17 protein-coding genes and 1 pseudogene are annotated in these 17,278 nt (G+C 71.7%); 15 read left to right on the top strand and 3 right to left on the bottom strand.

Going from position 1 to position 17,278, the window contains the following annotated elements:
- The first annotated feature begins 1 nt into the window (after window position 1).
- From ACWDS7_RS26075 to ACWDS7_RS26050, 6 genes are all read left to right on the top strand, one after another.
- Window positions 2–682 carry a FadR/GntR family transcriptional regulator gene (locus tag ACWDS7_RS26075; protein ID WP_451931408.1) on the top strand — a complete coding sequence of 227 codons (681 nt, stop codon included), beginning with the start codon at window positions 2–4 and terminating at the stop codon, window positions 680–682.
- 143 nt (window positions 683–825) lie between these two features.
- Complete coding sequence (locus tag ACWDS7_RS26070) at window positions 826–1,344, top strand: MaoC family dehydratase (RefSeq protein WP_306868266.1); 519 nt, start codon at window positions 826–828, stop codon at window positions 1,342–1,344.
- Between the two features lie 108 nt (window positions 1,345–1,452).
- Entirely contained in the window at window positions 1,453–2,613 is a 1,161-nt protein-coding gene (locus tag ACWDS7_RS26065; RefSeq protein ID WP_306868268.1) for an acyl-CoA dehydrogenase family protein, read from the top strand.
- A gap of 50 nt (window positions 2,614–2,663) precedes the next feature.
- Window positions 2,664–3,494, top strand: coding sequence for an HpcH/HpaI aldolase/citrate lyase family protein (locus tag ACWDS7_RS26060; RefSeq protein WP_451931407.1), 831 nt, complete (start codon window positions 2,664–2,666; stop codon window positions 3,492–3,494).
- A 4-nt stretch (window positions 3,495–3,498) separates the two neighbouring features.
- Window positions 3,499–3,927 (top strand): HIT family protein, encoded by a 429-nt coding sequence (locus ACWDS7_RS26055; protein ID WP_451931406.1) that lies wholly within the window; start codon window positions 3,499–3,501, stop codon window positions 3,925–3,927.
- A 71-nt stretch (window positions 3,928–3,998) separates the two neighbouring features.
- Window positions 3,999–6,002: a hypothetical protein gene (locus tag ACWDS7_RS26050; protein ID WP_451931405.1), complete on the top strand. Its 2,004-nt coding sequence runs from the start codon at window positions 3,999–4,001 to the stop codon at window positions 6,000–6,002.
- Here the strand turns inward: ACWDS7_RS26050 and ACWDS7_RS26045 are convergent.
- Window positions 5,989–6,447 (bottom strand): hypothetical protein, encoded by a 459-nt coding sequence (locus ACWDS7_RS26045; RefSeq protein WP_451931404.1) that lies wholly within the window; start codon window positions 6,445–6,447, stop codon window positions 5,989–5,991. The two genes, ACWDS7_RS26050 and ACWDS7_RS26045, sit on opposite strands and share 14 nt — an antisense overlap.
- Before the next feature lie 103 nt (window positions 6,448–6,550).
- Here ACWDS7_RS26045 and ACWDS7_RS26040 point away from each other — a divergent pair, with 103 nt between their 5' ends.
- A complete protein-coding gene (locus ACWDS7_RS26040; RefSeq protein ID WP_451931403.1) occupies window positions 6,551–6,838 on the top strand; it encodes a hypothetical protein in 288 nt (95 codons plus the stop codon).
- Window positions 6,839–6,899: 61 nt separating this feature from the next.
- Here the strand turns inward: ACWDS7_RS26040 and ACWDS7_RS26035 are convergent, their stop codons facing one another.
- On the bottom strand, window positions 6,900–8,174 hold the full coding sequence (locus ACWDS7_RS26035; protein ID WP_451931402.1) for an MFS transporter: 1,275 nt from the start codon (window positions 8,172–8,174) through the stop codon (window positions 6,900–6,902).
- 356 nt (window positions 8,175–8,530) lie between these two features.
- Between ACWDS7_RS26035 and ACWDS7_RS26030 the strand changes: the two genes are divergently transcribed.
- The 8 genes from ACWDS7_RS26030 (at window position 8,531) to ACWDS7_RS25995 (ending at window position 16,365) form a co-directional block, all read left to right on the top strand.
- The gene (locus ACWDS7_RS26030; RefSeq protein ID WP_306868276.1) at window positions 8,531–9,727 is read left to right on the top strand and encodes a sensor histidine kinase; all 1,197 of its coding nucleotides are present in this window, start codon (window positions 8,531–8,533) and stop codon (window positions 9,725–9,727) included.
- A 181-nt stretch (window positions 9,728–9,908) separates the two neighbouring features.
- The gene (locus ACWDS7_RS26025; protein WP_306868278.1) at window positions 9,909–10,670 is read left to right on the top strand and encodes a LytR/AlgR family response regulator transcription factor; all 762 of its coding nucleotides are present in this window, start codon (window positions 9,909–9,911) and stop codon (window positions 10,668–10,670) included.
- Window positions 10,667–11,212, top strand: a complete 546-nt coding sequence (locus ACWDS7_RS26020; protein ID WP_451931401.1) for a hypothetical protein — start codon at window positions 10,667–10,669, stop codon at window positions 11,210–11,212. The genes ACWDS7_RS26025 and ACWDS7_RS26020 overlap by 4 nt, the downstream gene beginning before the upstream one ends.
- Window positions 11,209–12,711 carry a sodium/solute symporter gene (locus tag ACWDS7_RS26015; protein WP_451931400.1) on the top strand — a complete coding sequence of 501 codons (1,503 nt, stop codon included), beginning with the start codon at window positions 11,209–11,211 and terminating at the stop codon, window positions 12,709–12,711. Before ACWDS7_RS26020 ends, ACWDS7_RS26015 begins: the two co-directional genes overlap by 4 nt.
- A 73-nt stretch (window positions 12,712–12,784) precedes the next feature.
- The gene (locus ACWDS7_RS26010) at window positions 12,785–12,925 is read left to right on the top strand and encodes a hypothetical protein (protein ID WP_306868283.1); all 141 of its coding nucleotides are present in this window, start codon (window positions 12,785–12,787) and stop codon (window positions 12,923–12,925) included.
- Between the two features lie 5 nt (window positions 12,926–12,930).
- Window positions 12,931–14,307 carry a YcaO-like family protein gene (locus ACWDS7_RS26005; protein ID WP_451931399.1) on the top strand — a complete coding sequence of 459 codons (1,377 nt, stop codon included), beginning with the start codon at window positions 12,931–12,933 and terminating at the stop codon, window positions 14,305–14,307.
- A complete protein-coding gene (locus ACWDS7_RS26000; protein WP_451931398.1) occupies window positions 14,307–15,668 on the top strand; it encodes an MFS transporter in 1,362 nt (453 codons plus the stop codon). Before ACWDS7_RS26005 ends, ACWDS7_RS26000 begins: the two co-directional genes overlap by 1 nt.
- Before the next feature lie 10 nt (window positions 15,669–15,678).
- Complete coding sequence (locus tag ACWDS7_RS25995) at window positions 15,679–16,365, top strand: response regulator (RefSeq protein WP_451931397.1); 687 nt, start codon at window positions 15,679–15,681, stop codon at window positions 16,363–16,365.
- A gap of 462 nt (window positions 16,366–16,827) precedes the next feature.
- Here the strand turns inward: ACWDS7_RS25995 and ACWDS7_RS25990 are convergent.
- Window positions 16,828–17,184, bottom strand: a pseudogene (locus ACWDS7_RS25990) (helix-turn-helix domain-containing protein); the annotation flags it as partial.
- Window positions 17,185–17,278: the final 94 nt, after the last annotated feature.

The following is a 17,278-nucleotide window of genomic DNA, read 5'->3' as shown; positions in this document are numbered from 1 at the left end:
TGTGACCGCCTACCAGGCAATCGCGGCCGACCTGCGCGACCGGATCGTCTCCGGGGAGCTCCGGCCCGGGGACAGGTTGCCCGTCGAGCCCGACCTGTGCGTCCGGTACGGCGTCAGCCGCAGCACGGTCCGTGAGGCGCTGCGCCTGCTGGCCAGCCAGAACCTGATCAGGACCGTCCGGGGGGTGGCCGGGGGCAGCTACGTCGCCCTCCCCGACCCCGACCACATCAGCGCCTACCTGGAGACCAGCTTCGACCTGATGCGGGTGGGCGTCGACGAGCTGATGGAGATCCGCGAACTGCTGGAGGTGCCGGCCGCGGGCCTGGCCGCGCTGCGCCGTACCGGTCCGGACCTGGAGCGGCTGCGCGGCTGCATCGCCGGGGCGAGCGGCCGGGGGCCCGGCGAGGTCTTCGAGCCCAACCGCGACTTCCACATCGTCCTGCTCCGTGCGGCCGGCAACCCCCTGCTGGAGGTCGTCGCCCGGCCCGTCTTCGAGGTCCTGGAGGGCCGCTTCGTCCGTGACCGCGCCCCGCGGGCCGCTCTCGACGGCATCGACCGCGAGCACCGCGGCATCCTGCGCCGCATCGAGGCGGGCGATGCCGAGGGGGCGCGGCGGGCCACCCAGGAACACCTGGACAACCTCCGGACCGCCTACTACCCCAGCGTGGAGCCCCAGGAGTAGGCCCCATCCCGCCGACGGCGCCCACCCCGCCGGGGCCCGCCGGGCCGCCGGTGTGACGTCCGCGTGGAAACCACCAAGCAAGCCATTGACCATCAAAACGTCAGACTATTAGCGTCAGGGTTCCGTCGTCCCGGGAGAGATCCGTGACCGTGCACGAACCCGGCCTCGGCCGGTACTACGAGGACTTCGTCGTCGGCGACGTCTACCAGCACCCGCTCGGCCGCACGATCAGCGAGGCCGACAACACCTGGTTCACCCTGCTGACGATGAACACCAACCAGAACCACTTCAACGCCCACTTCGCCGGACGCGCCCCGGTCGGCAAGGTCATCGTCAACTCCGGGCTGACCGTGGCGATCGTCCTGGGCATCTCGGTGATCGACGTCAGCCAGACCGCGCTGATGAACCTCGGCTGGGACGAGATCAAGCTGACCCACCCGGTGTTCCTGGGCGACACCCTCTACGCCGAGTCGATCGTGGTGGACAAGCGGGAGTCCGGGTCGCGGCCCTACGCCGGGATCGTCACCTGCCGCACGCGCGGGCTCAACCAGGACGGGGACGAGGTCATGTCCTGGCGCCGCGCGGTGATGGTCTACCGCCGCGACGCCCCGCACGACAAGAACTACTTCCCGCAGGCCAAGAACGGGCCCCTGACGGCATGAGGCCCGCGTCCGCATGAGGCCCGCGTCCGGGCCGTGGGGGAGCCTCGGCCCTGCACCCGCGGCCCCGTGATCACAACCGCCGGCTTCCCGTGTTCGAAAGGACCCGCCATGGATTTCGAGCTGAACGACGAGCAGCGGCTGTTCCGCCGGACGCTCAGGGAGTTCGTGGACAAGGAGATCGTGCCGGTCGCCTCGGAGTGGGAGCGGACGGGCCGCTACCCCACCGAGATCGTCGAACGGTTCAGGCAGCTGGGCCTGTTCGGGATGACGGTCCCCGAGGAGTACGGCGGGCTGGCGCTGGACCGGGTGTCGTTCGCGCTGGTCTTCGAGGAGATCGCGCGCGGGTGGATGGGGGTGGCCGGGGTGCTCGGCTCGCACTCGCTGGCCTGCTGGATGATCGCCCGGCACGGCACCGAGGAGCAGCGCGCCGCCTACCTCCCGGACCTGGCCACCGGCGCCCGCCGTACCGGCATCGCGCTGACCGAACCCGCCGCGGGCACCGACCTGCAGGGCATCCAGACCCGGGCGGTCCGCGACGGCGACCACTACGTGATCAACGGCACCAAGACGTGGATCACCAACGCCCGCCACGCCGACCCGATGCCCGTCCTGGTCAAGACCTCCGTCACCGAGCCCGCGCACCGCGGCATGTCCATGATCCTGGTCGAGGCCGGCACCCCTGGCTACACCGTCAGCCGGGACCTGCCCAAACTCGGCTACAAGGGCACCGAGACCTGCGAGATCGTGCTGGAGGACGTCCGGGTCCCGGTGTCGCGGCTGCTCGGCGGGGTCGAGGGCCGGGGCATGCAGCAGGCGCTGTCGGCCCTCGAACTCGGCCGGGTCAACATCGCCGCCCGCGCGGTCGGCATCTCCCAGTGCGCCTACGACGCCGCGCTGAACTACTCGCGTGAGCGCCACGCCTTCGGCCGGCCCATCGCCGACTTCCAGGCCGTCCAGCTCAAGCTCGCCGACATGGCCACCGACATCCAGGCGGCCAGGCTGCTCACCTACTGGGCGGCCACCCGCTCGGAGAGCGGCGCGGTGACCTCCGAGGCCGCGATGGCCAAATACTTCGCCTCGGAGGTCGCGCTCCGGGCGACCATGGAGGCCATGCGGATCCACGGAGGCTACGGCTACTCCCAGGAGTTCGTCATCGAACGCCTCTACCGCGACGCGCCCCTGATGGCCATCGGCGAGGGCACCAACGACGTCCAGCGGATGGTCATCGCCAGATCCCTCATCTCCGGCGACGCCAAGGTGGGCTGGTGAGCCCGGTGCCGCCACGGCGGGCCGATCCGCGGTGACGCTAGGGTCGGGTGGTGATCCGATCCGCGCTGTACGTCCCGGGTGACCAGCCCGGCAAGCTCGCCAAGGCCCTCGGCCGGGGCTCCGACTCCCTGATCGTCGACCTGGAGGACGCCGTCCTGCCCGCGCACAAGGCCGCGGCCCGCACCGCCGTGGCCGGCTGGCTGCGCGGACTGGGTCCCGGCGGTCCCGAGATCTACGTCCGGGTGAACCCGGGACAGGCCGGCCACGAGGACCTGCGGGCGGTGGCCCTGCCGGGGGTGCGCGGTGTCTGCGTGGCGAAGACCGAGTCGGCCGCCGAGGTGGCGGCCGTGGACGCCGTGCTGAGCGAGGCCGAGGCCGCCGGGGGCCTGCCCGCGGGCTCGATCGAGGTCTGCCCGCTGCTGGAGAGCGCCGGGGCGATCCTGGCGGCGCCGGAGATCGCCCGGGCGCCCCGTGTCTCCCGGCTGCAGATCGGTGAGGCCGACCTCCGCGCCGACCTCGGCGTCGAGACGGGCCCCGACGAGCGTGAGCTGCTCTGGGCCCGCTCCCAGGTCGTGCTGGCCTCGGCGGCGGCCCGGCTCGCCCCGCCCCTCGCCCCGATCAGCACCGACTTCCGTGACCTCGACGCCCTGCGCACCTCCACCGTCGCCCTGAAACGCCTGGGCTTCCGCGGCCGCACCTGCATCCACCCCGCCCAGGTCGCCGTGGTCAACGAGGTCTTCACCCCCACCGAGGAGGAGCTGGTCCGGGCCCGCGACCTGATCGCCCGCTTCGAGGCGGCGGGGACCGGAGTCGTGACCGACGCCCAGGGCCGGATGGTCGACGAGGCGATCGTCCGCGCTGCCCGCCGGCTCCTATCCTGATGTGATGCCAGCCGGAGAATGCCTGTTCTGCGCCATCGGGACGGGGGAGCAGCCGGGCCACGTCGTGCTCTCCGACGACGTGGCCGTGGCCTTCCTGGACACGCGACCGGTCTTCAAGGGCCATGTCCTCGTGGCGCCCAGGACCCACGTCGAGACCCTCACCGACCTGCCGGCCCCGCTGACCGGGCCGTTCTTCGGGCGGGTCCAGTCCGTCGCCGCCGCCGTCGAGCAGGGCCTGGAGGCGGGCGGCACGTTCGTCGCGATGAACAACCGGATCAGCCAGAGCGTCCCCCACCTCCACGTCCACGTCGTCCCCCGCAACCCCAAGGACGGCCTGCGCGGCTTCTTCTGGCCCCGCACCAGATACGCCGAGCCCGCCGAGGCCGAGTCCTACGCCCTCCGCATCCGCAAGGCCCTCGGACCGGACCCCTGAGCCGCTGGGCACATGGGATGGCGGTCAAGAGTCCCGCGCGGTCATGATGGTTGCCTGGAGGTGGTGGGGACGTGGGGGAGACGCCTGCGGTGATGCCGGGAACCGGGCCGCTCGCGCCGGAGTTCAACGGGATCGACCCGGTGCTCATGAACGGCTTCATCGCCGACCTGGAGCGGGCGGGGAAAGCGATCGCCGAACATGGCGAGGCGATCCGCCGCGAATTGGCCGCCGTAGACCTTCCCGCCCCGGGCATCGCTTCCATCAGGGAGATCGGCGGATGGGCCGGAGAACAGCCTCCCCGACTCCGGCAGCGGGTGGAGACCATCAAAATCACGCCCGCCGTATCGCTGGGGAGCAAGCTGGAACCGTATCCGGAGGGTGCGCTGCCCGACCCGGCGGAGGCCCGCAGGCAGGGCACCGAACTGGGCAGGCGCGTCGCCGCCCTCGATCCGAAGGCGTTCTCCCTCACGGGCCCGTATCCCGCCGAAAGGCTGGCTGCCCTCGTCGGCGAGCTGAAATCACACCAGGGCGATCCGGACTTCACCGCCGCGTTCTTCGCGGCGCTCGGCCCCTCCGGAACCCGGACACTCGGCGAAAAACTCCGTCGCCTCGAAAAGGCCGACGCCGCGCTCGGGATCGCCGGTACGGCTCTGGGCGCCGCGGTCGGGGGCGGGGCCGAGGTTCCCGGGTTTGCCCAGGTCATGGGGGCGGTGAGGAAGGCCGGGGCCAAGGACATCGAGGGGTTCGCCGACCTGCTGAACTCCGGCGACTACCCGGACGCGTGGCTGGCCGAGATCGTCGCACCCATGCTGGCGGCCGACAGCCAGGTCAGCGGTGAGACCCTCGGCAAGCTGCTGAACGCCCTGGGTAACAACCCCGTCGCCGCCAGGCTCGCGGTCAGCTCGGTCACCGACATCAGCCCGGTTCCAGCCTCCGCCAAGACCCCCTTCGGAGCGCTGCCCAGCAGTCCTCAGGTGTGGAGAACCCGGCCGGATCTGGTGGCGTTCCTCAAAACGCTCAACGAACGGGTGCACTGGCAGCCCGAGGCGGCGAAGGGGTTCGGGCGGATGCTGGTGGCCGCGTCCGGTGGCTACGACGAGGCGCAAGGCAAGCACAGCCAGGAAGCCGCTTTCTTCGCGTACACGGTGATGACCAGCGTCGACGATCTGAAACCAGGTGACGCCACCCGGCCGCACCTGTCGGAGATCGCGGGCTCGTACGCCACCGAGATCACCCTGGGCGCCAACATCGGCGACGCCGACATGATGGAGGACAGCGAGCTCCGGATCGCCCCCGGTCCCTTCGAGCCGACCACGGTTCCCGGTCTGCGCGGCGCGTTCCGGCTCAGTCCCGAAGACACCTTCCGCTTCCTCACCACCTTCGCCGGGAGCGCTGAAGCCCGCGTCCCGTTCGAGGCGGGCATGGGCGAGCTCACCCAGAGACTCCTCCCCGAGGCGTCCCGCCTGGCCAGGAGCACCGAAGACGTCACCGTCCTGGACAACCTGTTCACTGCTCTCGGAAACGTGCGCGGTTTCGAACTGGCCGCCGCCGTGCGGGTGCTCAAGCCGGCGGACGAGAAAGCTGAGAGCGCGAAAGACGCGGAAGACTTGCTCATTGGTGCTCTCATGGGAGTCGCCGGACTTGTCCCGCCTTTTTCCGTGTACGCCAGAACTTGGACCGGAATTTGTGCGGGGAAGGCCGCCTATGACACCTACGGCCCTCAACCCGAGGAGAAGGTGGAGAAGCTCCGAGAACTGGACGGCGCGGAAACCTTGGGCCGTCAACACGCGGTGGCCCAACTCCTCATGAAGCAAGGTTTCGCGCCTGGAACACTCCCGTCCAGTACGGCTGTCGCCGACTCGAGTGGCAACTTACGCCCGTTCAGTGAGATCGCCGAGCAAGGCGATGCGGGCATGAAAGCACTGGAGCAGTGGTTCGTCGACAATGGTATGGGCGCGGGAAACAGGATGCTCCCGGGTGAGCTCAGCCGCCTGCTTGCCGATCGGTTCGACGGACGTAAGAACTTCGGCTATGAGCGAGCGCGTCTCTACGGCAAGGGGCTCACGACTGATTGAGGCACTCCGTCTCGCCGCTCACCAGATATTCACCCGTGGCCGACGCGTCGAGGACCAGTAAGGTCCTGGCGGACCTGTCTGCGATCTTGGCCGGTTCTGACAGATTGGGCGCGCCGAGACCGGTGTAATGTGCAACACGGCTCAAGGCTCCCCGCATCTCATCCTTCATGTGGATCGGCTGTGAATATGGTGGCCTACCCTGGCCGGTGGCGGCGAAGGTGCGTTTGAATCTGCCGTCGCCGCAAGGAATGTCCTTTCCGCCCGGGTCGGTGATCTGGATGTTCTGGGCATTCACCTCCTTCAGTAACTTGAGGATATGCGTCTTGAGGGTCGCGCCCGCTCCAGCGGCGGTGGGTTCGCTCTCGCCGCAGGCCGCCAGGGCCAGGGCCGTGGCCAAAAGTGTGACGCCGAGCCGTACGGGAAAACTGCGAGCGGAACGGGGCATCGCATCTCCTTCGAAGCGCTGGCCGACTGAGCGCACGATCTCATATTCTCCGGGAGAGCGCGCAAGCCGTACCGGAAAAACGCCGAGGCGGAAGGCGGGACATATGGGTTTCGGGCCTGAAGACATGGCCAATCCCCGGCGGGAAGAATTGCTGCGCGCCCTGACGCGGATACGGCTGCACGCGGCTCAGTTGGAGACCGCGCTGGACCCGGCGCACGCCTCGTTCACCGGGAAGGCGGTCTGGGTGGGGCCGACGGCGCGGGCGTTCGCCGAAGAACTGACCGGGCGGCGGAACCGGCTCCGGACGCTCGTGCGACGGATCGTCGAGGATCTGGAAGCAGAGCTCCTGGCCACCCCCGAGAAGGTGGACCGAGCATCGACCGCGCGTTGATGGGCACCGTGACGTGGCCGTGCCGCGACGGTCGCCGCGTTCCGGGGTGGACGGAGCGCCGTCACGCGGTCTGTTCCAGTACGGCGGCGCGCAGGCCCCGCCGCAGGAGGGCGGGCAGGCACAGGACGGTGCCCAGGGCGCCGATCCACACGGCGACCGACAGCCCGCCGAGTGCGGTGGCCCCGGCGGCGAGCAGGCTGCCGAGGGCCATCGCGCCCCAGATCAGGAAGCGGTGGACCGCGCCCACCCGGCCGAGCAGCTCGGCGGGCGTCTCGGTCTGCCGGAGGGTCAGCGACGTCGGGCTGAAGGCGCCCTCGCCCACGCAGTGCACGATGCTGCCGGCGACCAGCCCGGCCGCTCCGGCCGTACCGCCGACAGAGCCGAGGACCGGCATCGAGACGATCCCCAGGACCGACACCAGGGCGGCGCCGAGGAGGGTGCGCGGGGTGCCGAACCGGCGGATCAGCCGGGCCGACAGCAGGTTGCCGATCGGGTAGCCGGCCGCGGCGGCCCCGATCACGACGCCGATCCACTGCGGGGTCAGGCCGAGCACGTTGCGGCAGTACAGCACCAGGCTGGTCTCGACCATGCTGAGGAACAGGACATAGGTGGTGCCGCACATCAGGAGCGGCTGCAGCATCGGGTGGCCGAGCGCGAAACGGAGCCCGGTGGCGATGTCGCGGCGGAGCCAGCCGCGCTCCCGCACGGCGCTCGCGCGCGGCGGCTCCCGGTGCCGGATCAGCGCGAGTGAGGTGACCGAGACGGCGAAGCTGAGCACGTTGGCCGCGAGCGCGCCGACCAGGCCCAGCGCGTGGATCAACGGCCCGGCGGCCATCGGGCCCAGGGCCCTGGAGGCCGACTCCGACAGGGCCAGGCGGGTGTTGCCCAGGTGCAGATCACGCGGATCGGGATAGAGGCCGGGCAGGTAGGAGGTGTAGGCGACCTGGAAGAACACCACCGCGCAGCCGCTCACCAGTACCAGGCAGAACAGCAGGGGGAAGGTGAGCGCGTCGGTGGCGGCCAGCGCCCAGATCCCGCCGAAGGCGGCTACCTGCACGCCGTCGCAGACCAGCATGGTGACGCGGCGCGGCAGCCGGTCCACGATCGCCCCGGCGGGCAGGCCGAGCGGCAGGAAGGGCAGGAACAGCGCGAAGGGCAGCAGCGCGGCCTGGGCGGGGGTGGCCTCCAGCACGGTGACCGCGAGCAGCGGCAGCGCCAGCGTCATGAACTGGTCACCGAAGAGGGACAGCGACTGGCCCGTCCAGAGCAGGCCGAAGTCGCGGCGCACGGTGGGCGCGCGGGTGACGGGAGGAGGGGTGGTGGTGCCGGTGGACACGGGACAGCCTTCCGGATTGGAGGATCGAGACGGGCCCGGAGACGGGTGGGCTCCCAAAGGATGCCGACCTGCTCCGGGGCGCGGCTGGCGGGAAGCGGACCCGGATGTCCGCTCCGTAACGACGTCCGATCTCCGCCACCGCACGGCGGACCGGCCCGGCCGACCACGCACTTTAATGATCTACAAGGTAAAGGTGCTGGGCCGGACAACGGTCACCCCTGGGACGGTGGATCCCGGTCATGATGGGGATCCCGCCACGGAGGGCGCGGGCCGTACCGGCCCCCGTGCGCGATCCTCGGCGCCGGGCAGGCCGCCGGAGGAGGCGCTCACGAACCTGGGCGGATAGGGTCCGGGACGTGGAGCCCGTCGTCGCCGTGCTGTTGATCGCCACTCTGGTCGGTGTCCCGGCCCTGGTGCTGTGGCGGGTCCTGCGTGGCCGGCGGGAGCTGGGCAGCAGCCCGGCCGAGCGGGCCACGTTCGAGACCCTGCACACCGCCTCGCTGGCCGCGCCGCCGCTGCGGGCGGGGCTGACCGAGGCGGGCACCCAGAAGGCGTCCCGGCACCTGCGCGAGCTGCTCGGCTCCCCGGCGCTGGCGATCACCGACGGCGAGCGGCTGCTGGTCTACGACGGTGAGGGCGACCACCATGCCAGGGAGGCGTTCACGCACGCCGCCAAGACCCTCGCCGGCGGCCGGACCCAGGTGCTCGGCCCGGAGGTCGTCTCGTGCGAGATCCCCGAGTGCCCGATCAGGTTCGCGGTCGTGGTGCCGCTCACCACCGACGGCCGGGTGGTCGGCTCGCTGGCCGCCTACGGCGGGCACGCCTCGGCGGGCCTGGTCCGGGCCACCCACGAGGTGGCGAGCTGGGTGGACTCCCAGCTGGAGCTGGCCGAGCTCGACCGGTCCAGGACGCGGCTGATGGAGGCCGAGGTCAGGGCGCTGCGCGCGCAGATCTCCCCGCATTTCATCTACAACTCGCTGACGACCATAGCGAGCTTCGTCCGCTCCGACCCCGACCGCTCCCGCGAGCTCCTGCTGGACTTCGCCGACTTCACCCGCTACTCCTTCCGGCGGCACGGCGAGTTCACCACGCTGGCCGAGGAGCTGCGCTCCATCGACCGCTACCTCACCCTGGAACGGGCCCGCTTCGGCGACCAGCTCCAGGTCACGCTGCGGATCGCTCCGGAGGTGCTACCGGTCGCGGTGCCGTTCCTGTGCCTGCAGCCGCTGGTGGAGAACGCCGTCCGGCACGGCCTGGAGAACAAGTCCGGCGCCGGCCGGATCTCGATCATCGCCGAGGACGCGGGCGCCGAGTGCCGGATCAGCGTGGAGGACGACGGCGTCGGCATGGAGCCGGACCGCCTGCGCCGCATCCTGGCCGGTGACGCCGACGAGCGCTCCGGTGCCGGGGGAGTGGGCCTGGCCAACGTGGACGAGCGGCTGCGTCAGGTCTACGGCGACGAGTACGGCCTGGTGGCCGAGACGGGCAAGGGCGCCGGCACCAGGGTCAGCGTCCGCCTGCCGAAGTACCACCCCGGCGTGTCCGCCCACTGACGCGCCGCACGCGACCGGCCCCCGCTCCGACCCCGTCGCCGATCTCATCCCCGTAGCCGGTCCCGTCACCGGCCCCGTTGCCGTTCCCGTCTCGACGCTGATCCCGTCGCCACTGTTGACACGTGTTGTCTGATTCATCACCCTCTAGGGATTCCCACGTGAGCGATCTGGAGGAGTGACCGTGACCGGCCTGCGTGTCCTGGCGGTGGACGACGAGCTCCCCGCCCTGGAGGACCTGGCCTACCTGCTGCGCGACGACCCCCGTATCGGGGAGGTCTCCCTCGCCAGGGACGGGGCCGCCGCGCTGCGGGTCCTGGACCGGGCGATCGCCGACGGGAAGCCGATCGACGCCGTCTTCCTCGACATCCGCATGCGCGGCCTGGACGGGGTGGTGCTCGGCAGGCTGCTGTCGCAGTTCGCCAACCCGCCCCGGGTGGTGTTCGTGACGGCCTACGAGGAGCACGCGGTGGACGCCTTCGAGATCAAGGCGGAGGACTACCTGCTCAAACCGGTCCGGCCGGAGCGGCTGGCCGAGGCCATCCGGCGGGTGTGCGTCTCGGCCGAGCTGCCCGACAGCGACACCGCCGGCCGTACCGACCCCGGCACCATCCCGGTGGAGCTGGGCGGCGTCACCCGGTTCGTGGCCGGCACCGAGGTCCGCTACGTCGAGGCGCAGGGCGACTACGCGCGCCTGCACACCGCCGGGGGCAGCCATCTGGTCCGCATCTCGCTGGCCACGCTGGAGGAGCGCTGGTCCTCGGCCGGGTTCGTCCGGGTGCACCGCAGCCATCTGGTCGCGGTCAAGCACATCGACGAGCTGCACATCGACTCGGGCCGCTGCGTGGTCCGCATCGGCGAGACCGAGATCCCGGTCAGCCGCCGCCACACCCGCGAGCTGCGCGACCTGCTGGTCCGCCGGGCGCGCAAGGGGCGGTCCGAATGAGCCGGGAGGGCGGGGAGCCGGAGCCCCGCGAGGAGGCGGAGCCCCGGCGGCGGATGGCCGACCGGCTCGCCCGCGCGGTGGAGCGGCCGCGCAAGGACGCCGACCGGCCGGACCGGCCGCGCAGGGAGGTGGAGCGCCTCGCCCGCGCGCTGGAGCGGCCCCGCAGGGAGACCGACCGGCCGCGCCGCGAGGTCGTGACCAGCCCCCGCACCACGGCCGCCCGCCATCCCCGCTATCCGGTGACCCGCGAGATCGACGAGCAGACCCGGCTGGGCGAGGTCTACATGCGCTCGCTGATCCGCACCCAGTTCCGGCTGGCCCTGTTCGTCTGCACGGTGCTGGGCTGTGTGGTCGGCGGCCTGCCGATGCTGTTCCTGCTGGTGCCGGAGCTGCGCGAGGTCCGGCTGCTGGGGATCCCCCTGCCGTGGGCGGTGCTGGCCGGCCTGATCTATCCGGCGTTCGTGATCGGCGCCTGGCTCTACGTACGGCAGGCCGAACGGAACGAGCGCCACTTCGCGGAACTGGTGGAACGGGCCCGGTGAACACCGCCTACGGGGTGACCGCGGTCGTGCTGGTGGTGCTGGCGGCGGTGCTGATCGGGGCGTTCGGCATCCGGCTGTCGCGCACCACCTCGGATTTCTACGTCGCCTCCCGCACGGTCTCCCCGCTGTGGAACGCCTCCGCCATCGGCGGGGAGTATCTGTCGGCGGCGAGTTTCCTGGGCATCGCCGGGCTGATCCTGGCCTACGGCGCCGACATGCTCTGGCTGCCGGTCGGCTGGACCGGCGGCTATCTGGTGCTGCTCGTCCTGGTCTCCGCGCCGCTGCGCCGCTCGGGCGCCTACACGCTGCCCGACTTCGCCGAGGCGCGGCTGGAGTCGATGGCCGTGCGCCGCCTGGCCGGGGTGCTGGTCGTGTTGATCGGCTGGCTGTATCTGATGCCGCAGTTCCAGAGCGCCGGTCTGGTGCTGGGGGCCATCACCGGTGCCCCGGAGTGGGCCGGGGGGCTGCTGGTGGCGGTCGTGGTCGCGGTGAACGTGATGTCGGGCGGCATGCGGTCGATCACGTTCGTGCAGGCCTTCCAGTACTGGCTCAAGCTCACCGCGCTGGCGGTGCCGCTGGTGTTCCTGCTGCTGGCCTGGCGGTCGGGCGGCGCGCCCGGGCTGAGCGCGCAGGACGCGGCGACCTGGGCGCTGCCGCTGTCCAGCGGCAAGGAGTACGGCCTCTACTCGACCTACTCGCTGATCCTGGCGACGTTCCTGGGCACCATGGGGCTGCCGCACGTGCTGGTCCGCTTCTACACCAACCCCGAGGGGCGGGCCGCGCGCCGTACGACGTTGGTGGTGCTGTCGCTGCTCGGCGCCTTCTACCTGCTGCCCGCCGTCTACGGCGCGCTGGGGCGCATCTACGTCCCGGAGCTGCGGGGCAGCGACATGGTGGTGCTGACGCTGCCCGGGCGGCTGGTCGGGGGAGTGGCGGGCGACCTGCTGACCGCGCTGGTGACGGCGGGGGCGTTCGCGGCGTTCCTGTCCACCTCCTCCGGACTGACGGTCTCGGTCGCGGGCGTCATCGGGCAGGACATCTTCAAGGGCGGCGGGGTGCGCTCGTTCCGGGTGGCGGCCCTGCTGGCCGTGGCCGTGCCGCTCGCCCTGGCCGCCTCGGCCCGGTCGCTGCCGGTCGCCGACGTGGTCGGGCTGGCGTTCGCGGTGGCCGCCTCCTCCTTCTGCCCGCTGCTGGTGCTGGGCATCTGGTGGCGGCGGCTGACCTCGACCGGGGCGGTGGCCGGGCTGCTCGCCGGCGGGGGACTGGCCTGCGGCGCGGTCCTGACGACCATCGTCGGGGGGCCGTACACCGGCCTGGCCGGGGCCCTGCTGGCCCAGCCCGCCGCCTGGTCGGTGCCGGTCGCCTTCGCCGTCATGGTCGTGGTTTCGCTGCTGACCCCCTCCCGCATCCCGGCCGGTGTGGCCCGCACCATGGTCCGCCTGCACACCCCTGAGACCCTCGACCTGGACAGGGGTGACTGGCGGCCCAGATCCTCTTGACGTGATCCCATTACATGTGTCGGAATGTCCTGTAATCAAGGGCGTCTCCGTTACTGACGTGAAGGGGTGTGCGGTGGGCAACAGCAACTCCAACGGCCAGTCGCTTCTCCGGCCGGACGGCTTCCAGCTGGAGGACGGCTTCTCGTTCACCCTCGCCGAGCTGCTGCTCCTCGACCAGTTCTTCACCGTGCGGTCCGCGCCGGGCGTGTTCTGACAGTGGTGACACGCGCCCAGCGCGAACGCTGCGCCGGCCTGGCCGAAGCGCTGTCGGTCATCGAGTCGGTGCTCGCCGCCGCCGGCCTCTCTGCGGACTTCCTCTCCACGGGCTCGCCGGAGTTCCCCGTGCACCGCTGCACCGTCCGCGACTCGGCCGGGCGCGTGCTCACCGCCTCCCTCGGCAAGGGGGCCGGAGCGCAGAGCACGGTCAGCGCGCTGTTCGAGGCGTGGCAGCACCTCCAGCACGAGGAGGGGCAGGCCGCGCTCGCCGGCGACCGCCGGCGGGCCCGGGTGGTGCCCGTCGCCACCGTGGTGGCCCAGGAGGCGCTGTGCGGGGAGGAGATGATCCACCGGCTCGCCCGCGACTACCCGGACGCCGACCTCGCCTGTCTGCGGGCCGAACCCCTCAACCCGGAGCTGCCCGCGCTGTGGTATCCGGCCTTCGCCCGGTCGCCGTCCTGCCGCAGCCACCCGGTCCCCGGCGACGACCTGCGCTACGAGCCCTACCTCCGCTACGCCTACGACAGCGGCACCGCCAGCGGGGTCACCGAGCCGGAGGCGGTCCTGCACGGCCTGTTGGAGGTCATCGAGCGCGACGCGCTCTCCCACGCCCTCCTCGACTGGTATCTCGACGGGCGGTCGCCGCTGTCCGGGCTCGGCCCCGATCTCCTCCCGCCCGATCTGCGCCGCCTCCACGACGAGGCGACGGCCCGGCTCGGCGCGCCCCCGCTCATCATCGACATCACCTCCGATCTGGGCGTCCCCGCCTACTGCGCGATCCCCTCGCGCGCCGGCCCCTACCCCGGGGTGGTCGGCTCCGGAGCCTCCCTCGACCCCGAGTACGCCGTGGAGCGCGCGCTCGGCGAGGTGATCCAGTCCTCGTTCAACATGTCGCTCGGGGTGGACCTCACCCTTGACCGCAGGCTGGAGAGCCTGCGGCGATGGCCGCTGCTGGAGAGCTGCGCCAGGCTCGACCCGGCCCCGCTGCTCGACCGCCTCGTGTTCGACGCGCGGCTGCCCGGCCCGGGGTCCGCGGGCGCCGGGTCCGGGCGGGAGGGTCATGGTGGGCGGGAGCGGGGAGGCGCCGGGTCCGGGCGGGAGGGCCATGGTGGGCGGGAGCGGCGAGGCGCCGGCGGGCCCGGGCCGGAAGGCGGCTGCGGGCGAGGGGCCGGAGACGTCGACGGGCAGATCACCGCGATCCTGAAGACGCTGGAGCGCGCCGGGTTCGCCGCCTACACCTTCCGCTGGAACCCCGCGCACGACAGGTGCCCGGTCCTGACGGTGATCGTGCCCGGCCTGGAGACGTTCGCCATGGTCCACAGCGCCGTCCCGGTGTTCCCGACGGGCCGGGCCGTACGGCGGCTCGCCGGTCACCGGTGATGCGGGCGGTCCTGCGCCGTCGCCGGTTCCGGATCATCTACTTCGGCATGGTCACCAGCCTGCTGGGCGACGCCTCGCTGCTGCTGCTCCCGGCGATCCTGGCCAAGAAGTTCACCGGCTCGGACGGCGCGGCGGGGCTGACCCTGTTCTTCTTCACGCTGCCCCTGTGCCTGTCCCCCCTCCTGGGCCAGGTGATCGACCGGGTCGACCGCAGGAGATTCCTCGTCGCCACGTGCCTGCTGTCGGCGGTCAGCCTGGCCCCGCTGACCGCGGTGACCGGCAGGGACACCTTCTGGCTGGTCTACCCGGTGTCGGCGGCCATGGGCTGCTCGTACGCGGCGGTGTCCGGGGCGCTCAGCGGGCTGCTGAAGAGCGTCCTGCCCGACGACCTCCTCGCCGAGGCCAACGGCGCGCTGCAGACCGCCCGGCAGGGGCTGCGCCTGGTCGGGCCGCTGCTGGGGGTGGCCGTCTACACCGGCTACGGCATCGGCGCGGTCGTCCTGCTCGACGCGGTCACCTTCCTCGTCGCCGCGGCGGCCTTCGCGGCGCTGCCGGCGCCGCCCCCCGTCCCGGCCGCGCCGCGCGGCCACCGGCGCGAGGAGTTCTGGGCCGGGGCCCGGCACCTGGTCGCGGACCCGGCCCTGCGCCGCGCGGCCGGGGCGTTCTGCCTGATGTTCACGCTGGCCGGGATGACCGAGTCGCTGATCTTCGCGGTCATCGACCGGGGCCTCGGCCGGTCCCCGGAGTTCACCGCCCTCACCTCCACCGCGATGGGCGTGGGAGCGGTCGTCGGCGGGCTGTGCGGAGCCGCGGTGATCGCGCGCCGGGGCGAGTCGGCCGCGATCGGCACGGGCATCGCCCTGTACGGCGTGGCGGTCATGCTGTGGACGGTCCCCGCCGAGGCGGTCGTGCTGGCCGCGATGACGGTGGCGGGCGCCGGCCTGACCCTGGCCGGTGTGGCCAGGATGACCCTCGTGCAGCGCCGCAGCCCCGGCCACCTCGTCGGCCGGGTCTCCACCGCCTTCGAGGCCGCGGTCGGGGCCGCCCAACTCCTGTCCCTGGTCGCGGGCGCGGTGCTGGTCTCACTCGTCGACCACCGCGTCCTGCTGGCCGTAGTCGGGCTGACCGTCTGCGGCGCCGCGGCACACGCCCTCCGCGGCCGGCGCCAACGCGCGCCTGCCGTCACCCCGATGTCGGACGCCTTGATGTCGGGTACCCCGGTGCCGGGCACCCCGATATCGGACACCCCGATGCCGGGCGCCTCCCGGGAGGATCCGGCCGCGGTGTCATCCCCGCGACGTACTCCTCAAGGACACGGCCCTGGCCACCGGGACGGATGCGGCAGGAGGGGTCAGGCGTGACAATGTGCCTGTGGAGACAGAAGAACGACGCCGGCCGCTGCGCGCCGTCATCGCCGACGACCAGGCGCTGGTCCGCACCGGGTTCCGGATGATCCTCGCCGCCGACGGCATCGAGGTGGCGGCCGAGGCGGCCAACGGCGCCGAGGCGGTCGCCGCCGTCCGGCGTACCAGGCCCGACGTCGTGCTCATGGACATCCGGATGCCGCAGATGGACGGCATCGAGGCCACCCGGCGGATCCTGGCCGGCGGGGCCGACGAGACCCGCGTCCTCATCCTGACCACCTACGATCTCGACCACTACGTCTACACGGCCCTCGCCGCCGGCGCCAGCGGCTTCCTGCTCAAGGACGTCACCCCCGAGCACCTGGTGGCCGCGGTGCGCCTGGTGCGCTCCGGCGACGCCCTGCTCGCGCCGACGATCACCCGTCGCCTGGTCGAGCGTTTCGCCCCTCGCGACGACACCGGGGCCGCCCTCCATCGGGATCTGTCCGAGCTGACGCCACGGGAGCTGGAGGTGCTGCGCCTGCTCGCCACCGGCCTGAGCAACGCCGAACTCGCCGACCGGCTGACCCTGAGCCCGACGACGGTCAAGACCCACGTCGCGCGGATCCTGTCCAAACTCGGCCTCCGCGACCGGGTCCAGGCCGTCGTGGTCGCCTACGAGACCGGGCTGATCTCCCCTGGTGGTTCCGGGTGATGTCCACGGGGTCTTCTTCCGACCGCCTGCGGCGCGCAGACCACGCGGGAAACCACCTGAGCAGCCCGACAAGCTGTCAGTCGCGGTGCGGAATCCCAGGCGAGCGGGCAGGCTGGAGATGTGAACACCAGGTCCCGTTACGCCAGTCGCCGTACGTACCTTGTGCCTGCCGATCTGAGCGAGCTGGCCGGGCCGTTCGCCGGCGTTGTGCGACTCCCCATTCGCCTGGACTGGTCCGAGCAGCGCGTCTACGATCTCTCGGACGACAGCCACGTCGGGCTCATGTACGAACGCGTGATCCGTGAAGCCTCCCGTCTCGACGACCTGCGGACTTACCTGAACCGCGAAACGCTGATCCGCCTCTGGCCGCGTCTCTACCTGCCTGCCCAGGCCAGGAAGGCCTGGGAGACGCGGATTCGGGGGTTCGACACGGAGATGTTCGCGGCAGCCCTGGCTGCGCTGGGGCGGGTCGGCCTTGATCCGGTCGGTACGGATCAGTGTGCCGTCCAGCACCAGGTGGTGCAGCCCGTCCCGCTGGGCCTTGCGCAGCGCCTGCCCGAGCTTGGGCGAGCGGGACGACAGCAGCGCGACCGTCTCCTCCACATGCCGCCACGCGGTCGCCGTTGAGACCCCGAACCCGACTCCGAGCTCGGTGAACGTCTCGCCCTTGCGCAGGTGGACCAGCACCAGCAGCGCCTGCTGCCCGGCGTTGAGCAGCCGCCAGACAGACCCGATCGCCTTGCGGTGCCGGCGGATCACCCCAGCGACGTAGTTCAGCGTTGAACGCGACAAATCGACGGCAGCACGATAGAACAGCATCCGAAGCCCCTGGTTGTGACGGATCTGGTTGTGGTGATCAATCAGCCGACGTCACGGACGGTCTGGTCCAGCACCGGCTTGTGGTCGGGCACGC

The organism is Streptosporangium sp. NPDC003464 (genome assembly GCF_053588315.1).
The sequence above is the reverse complement of the archived record's forward strand: the minus strand, read 5'-3'. Positions and strand labels throughout refer to the sequence as shown.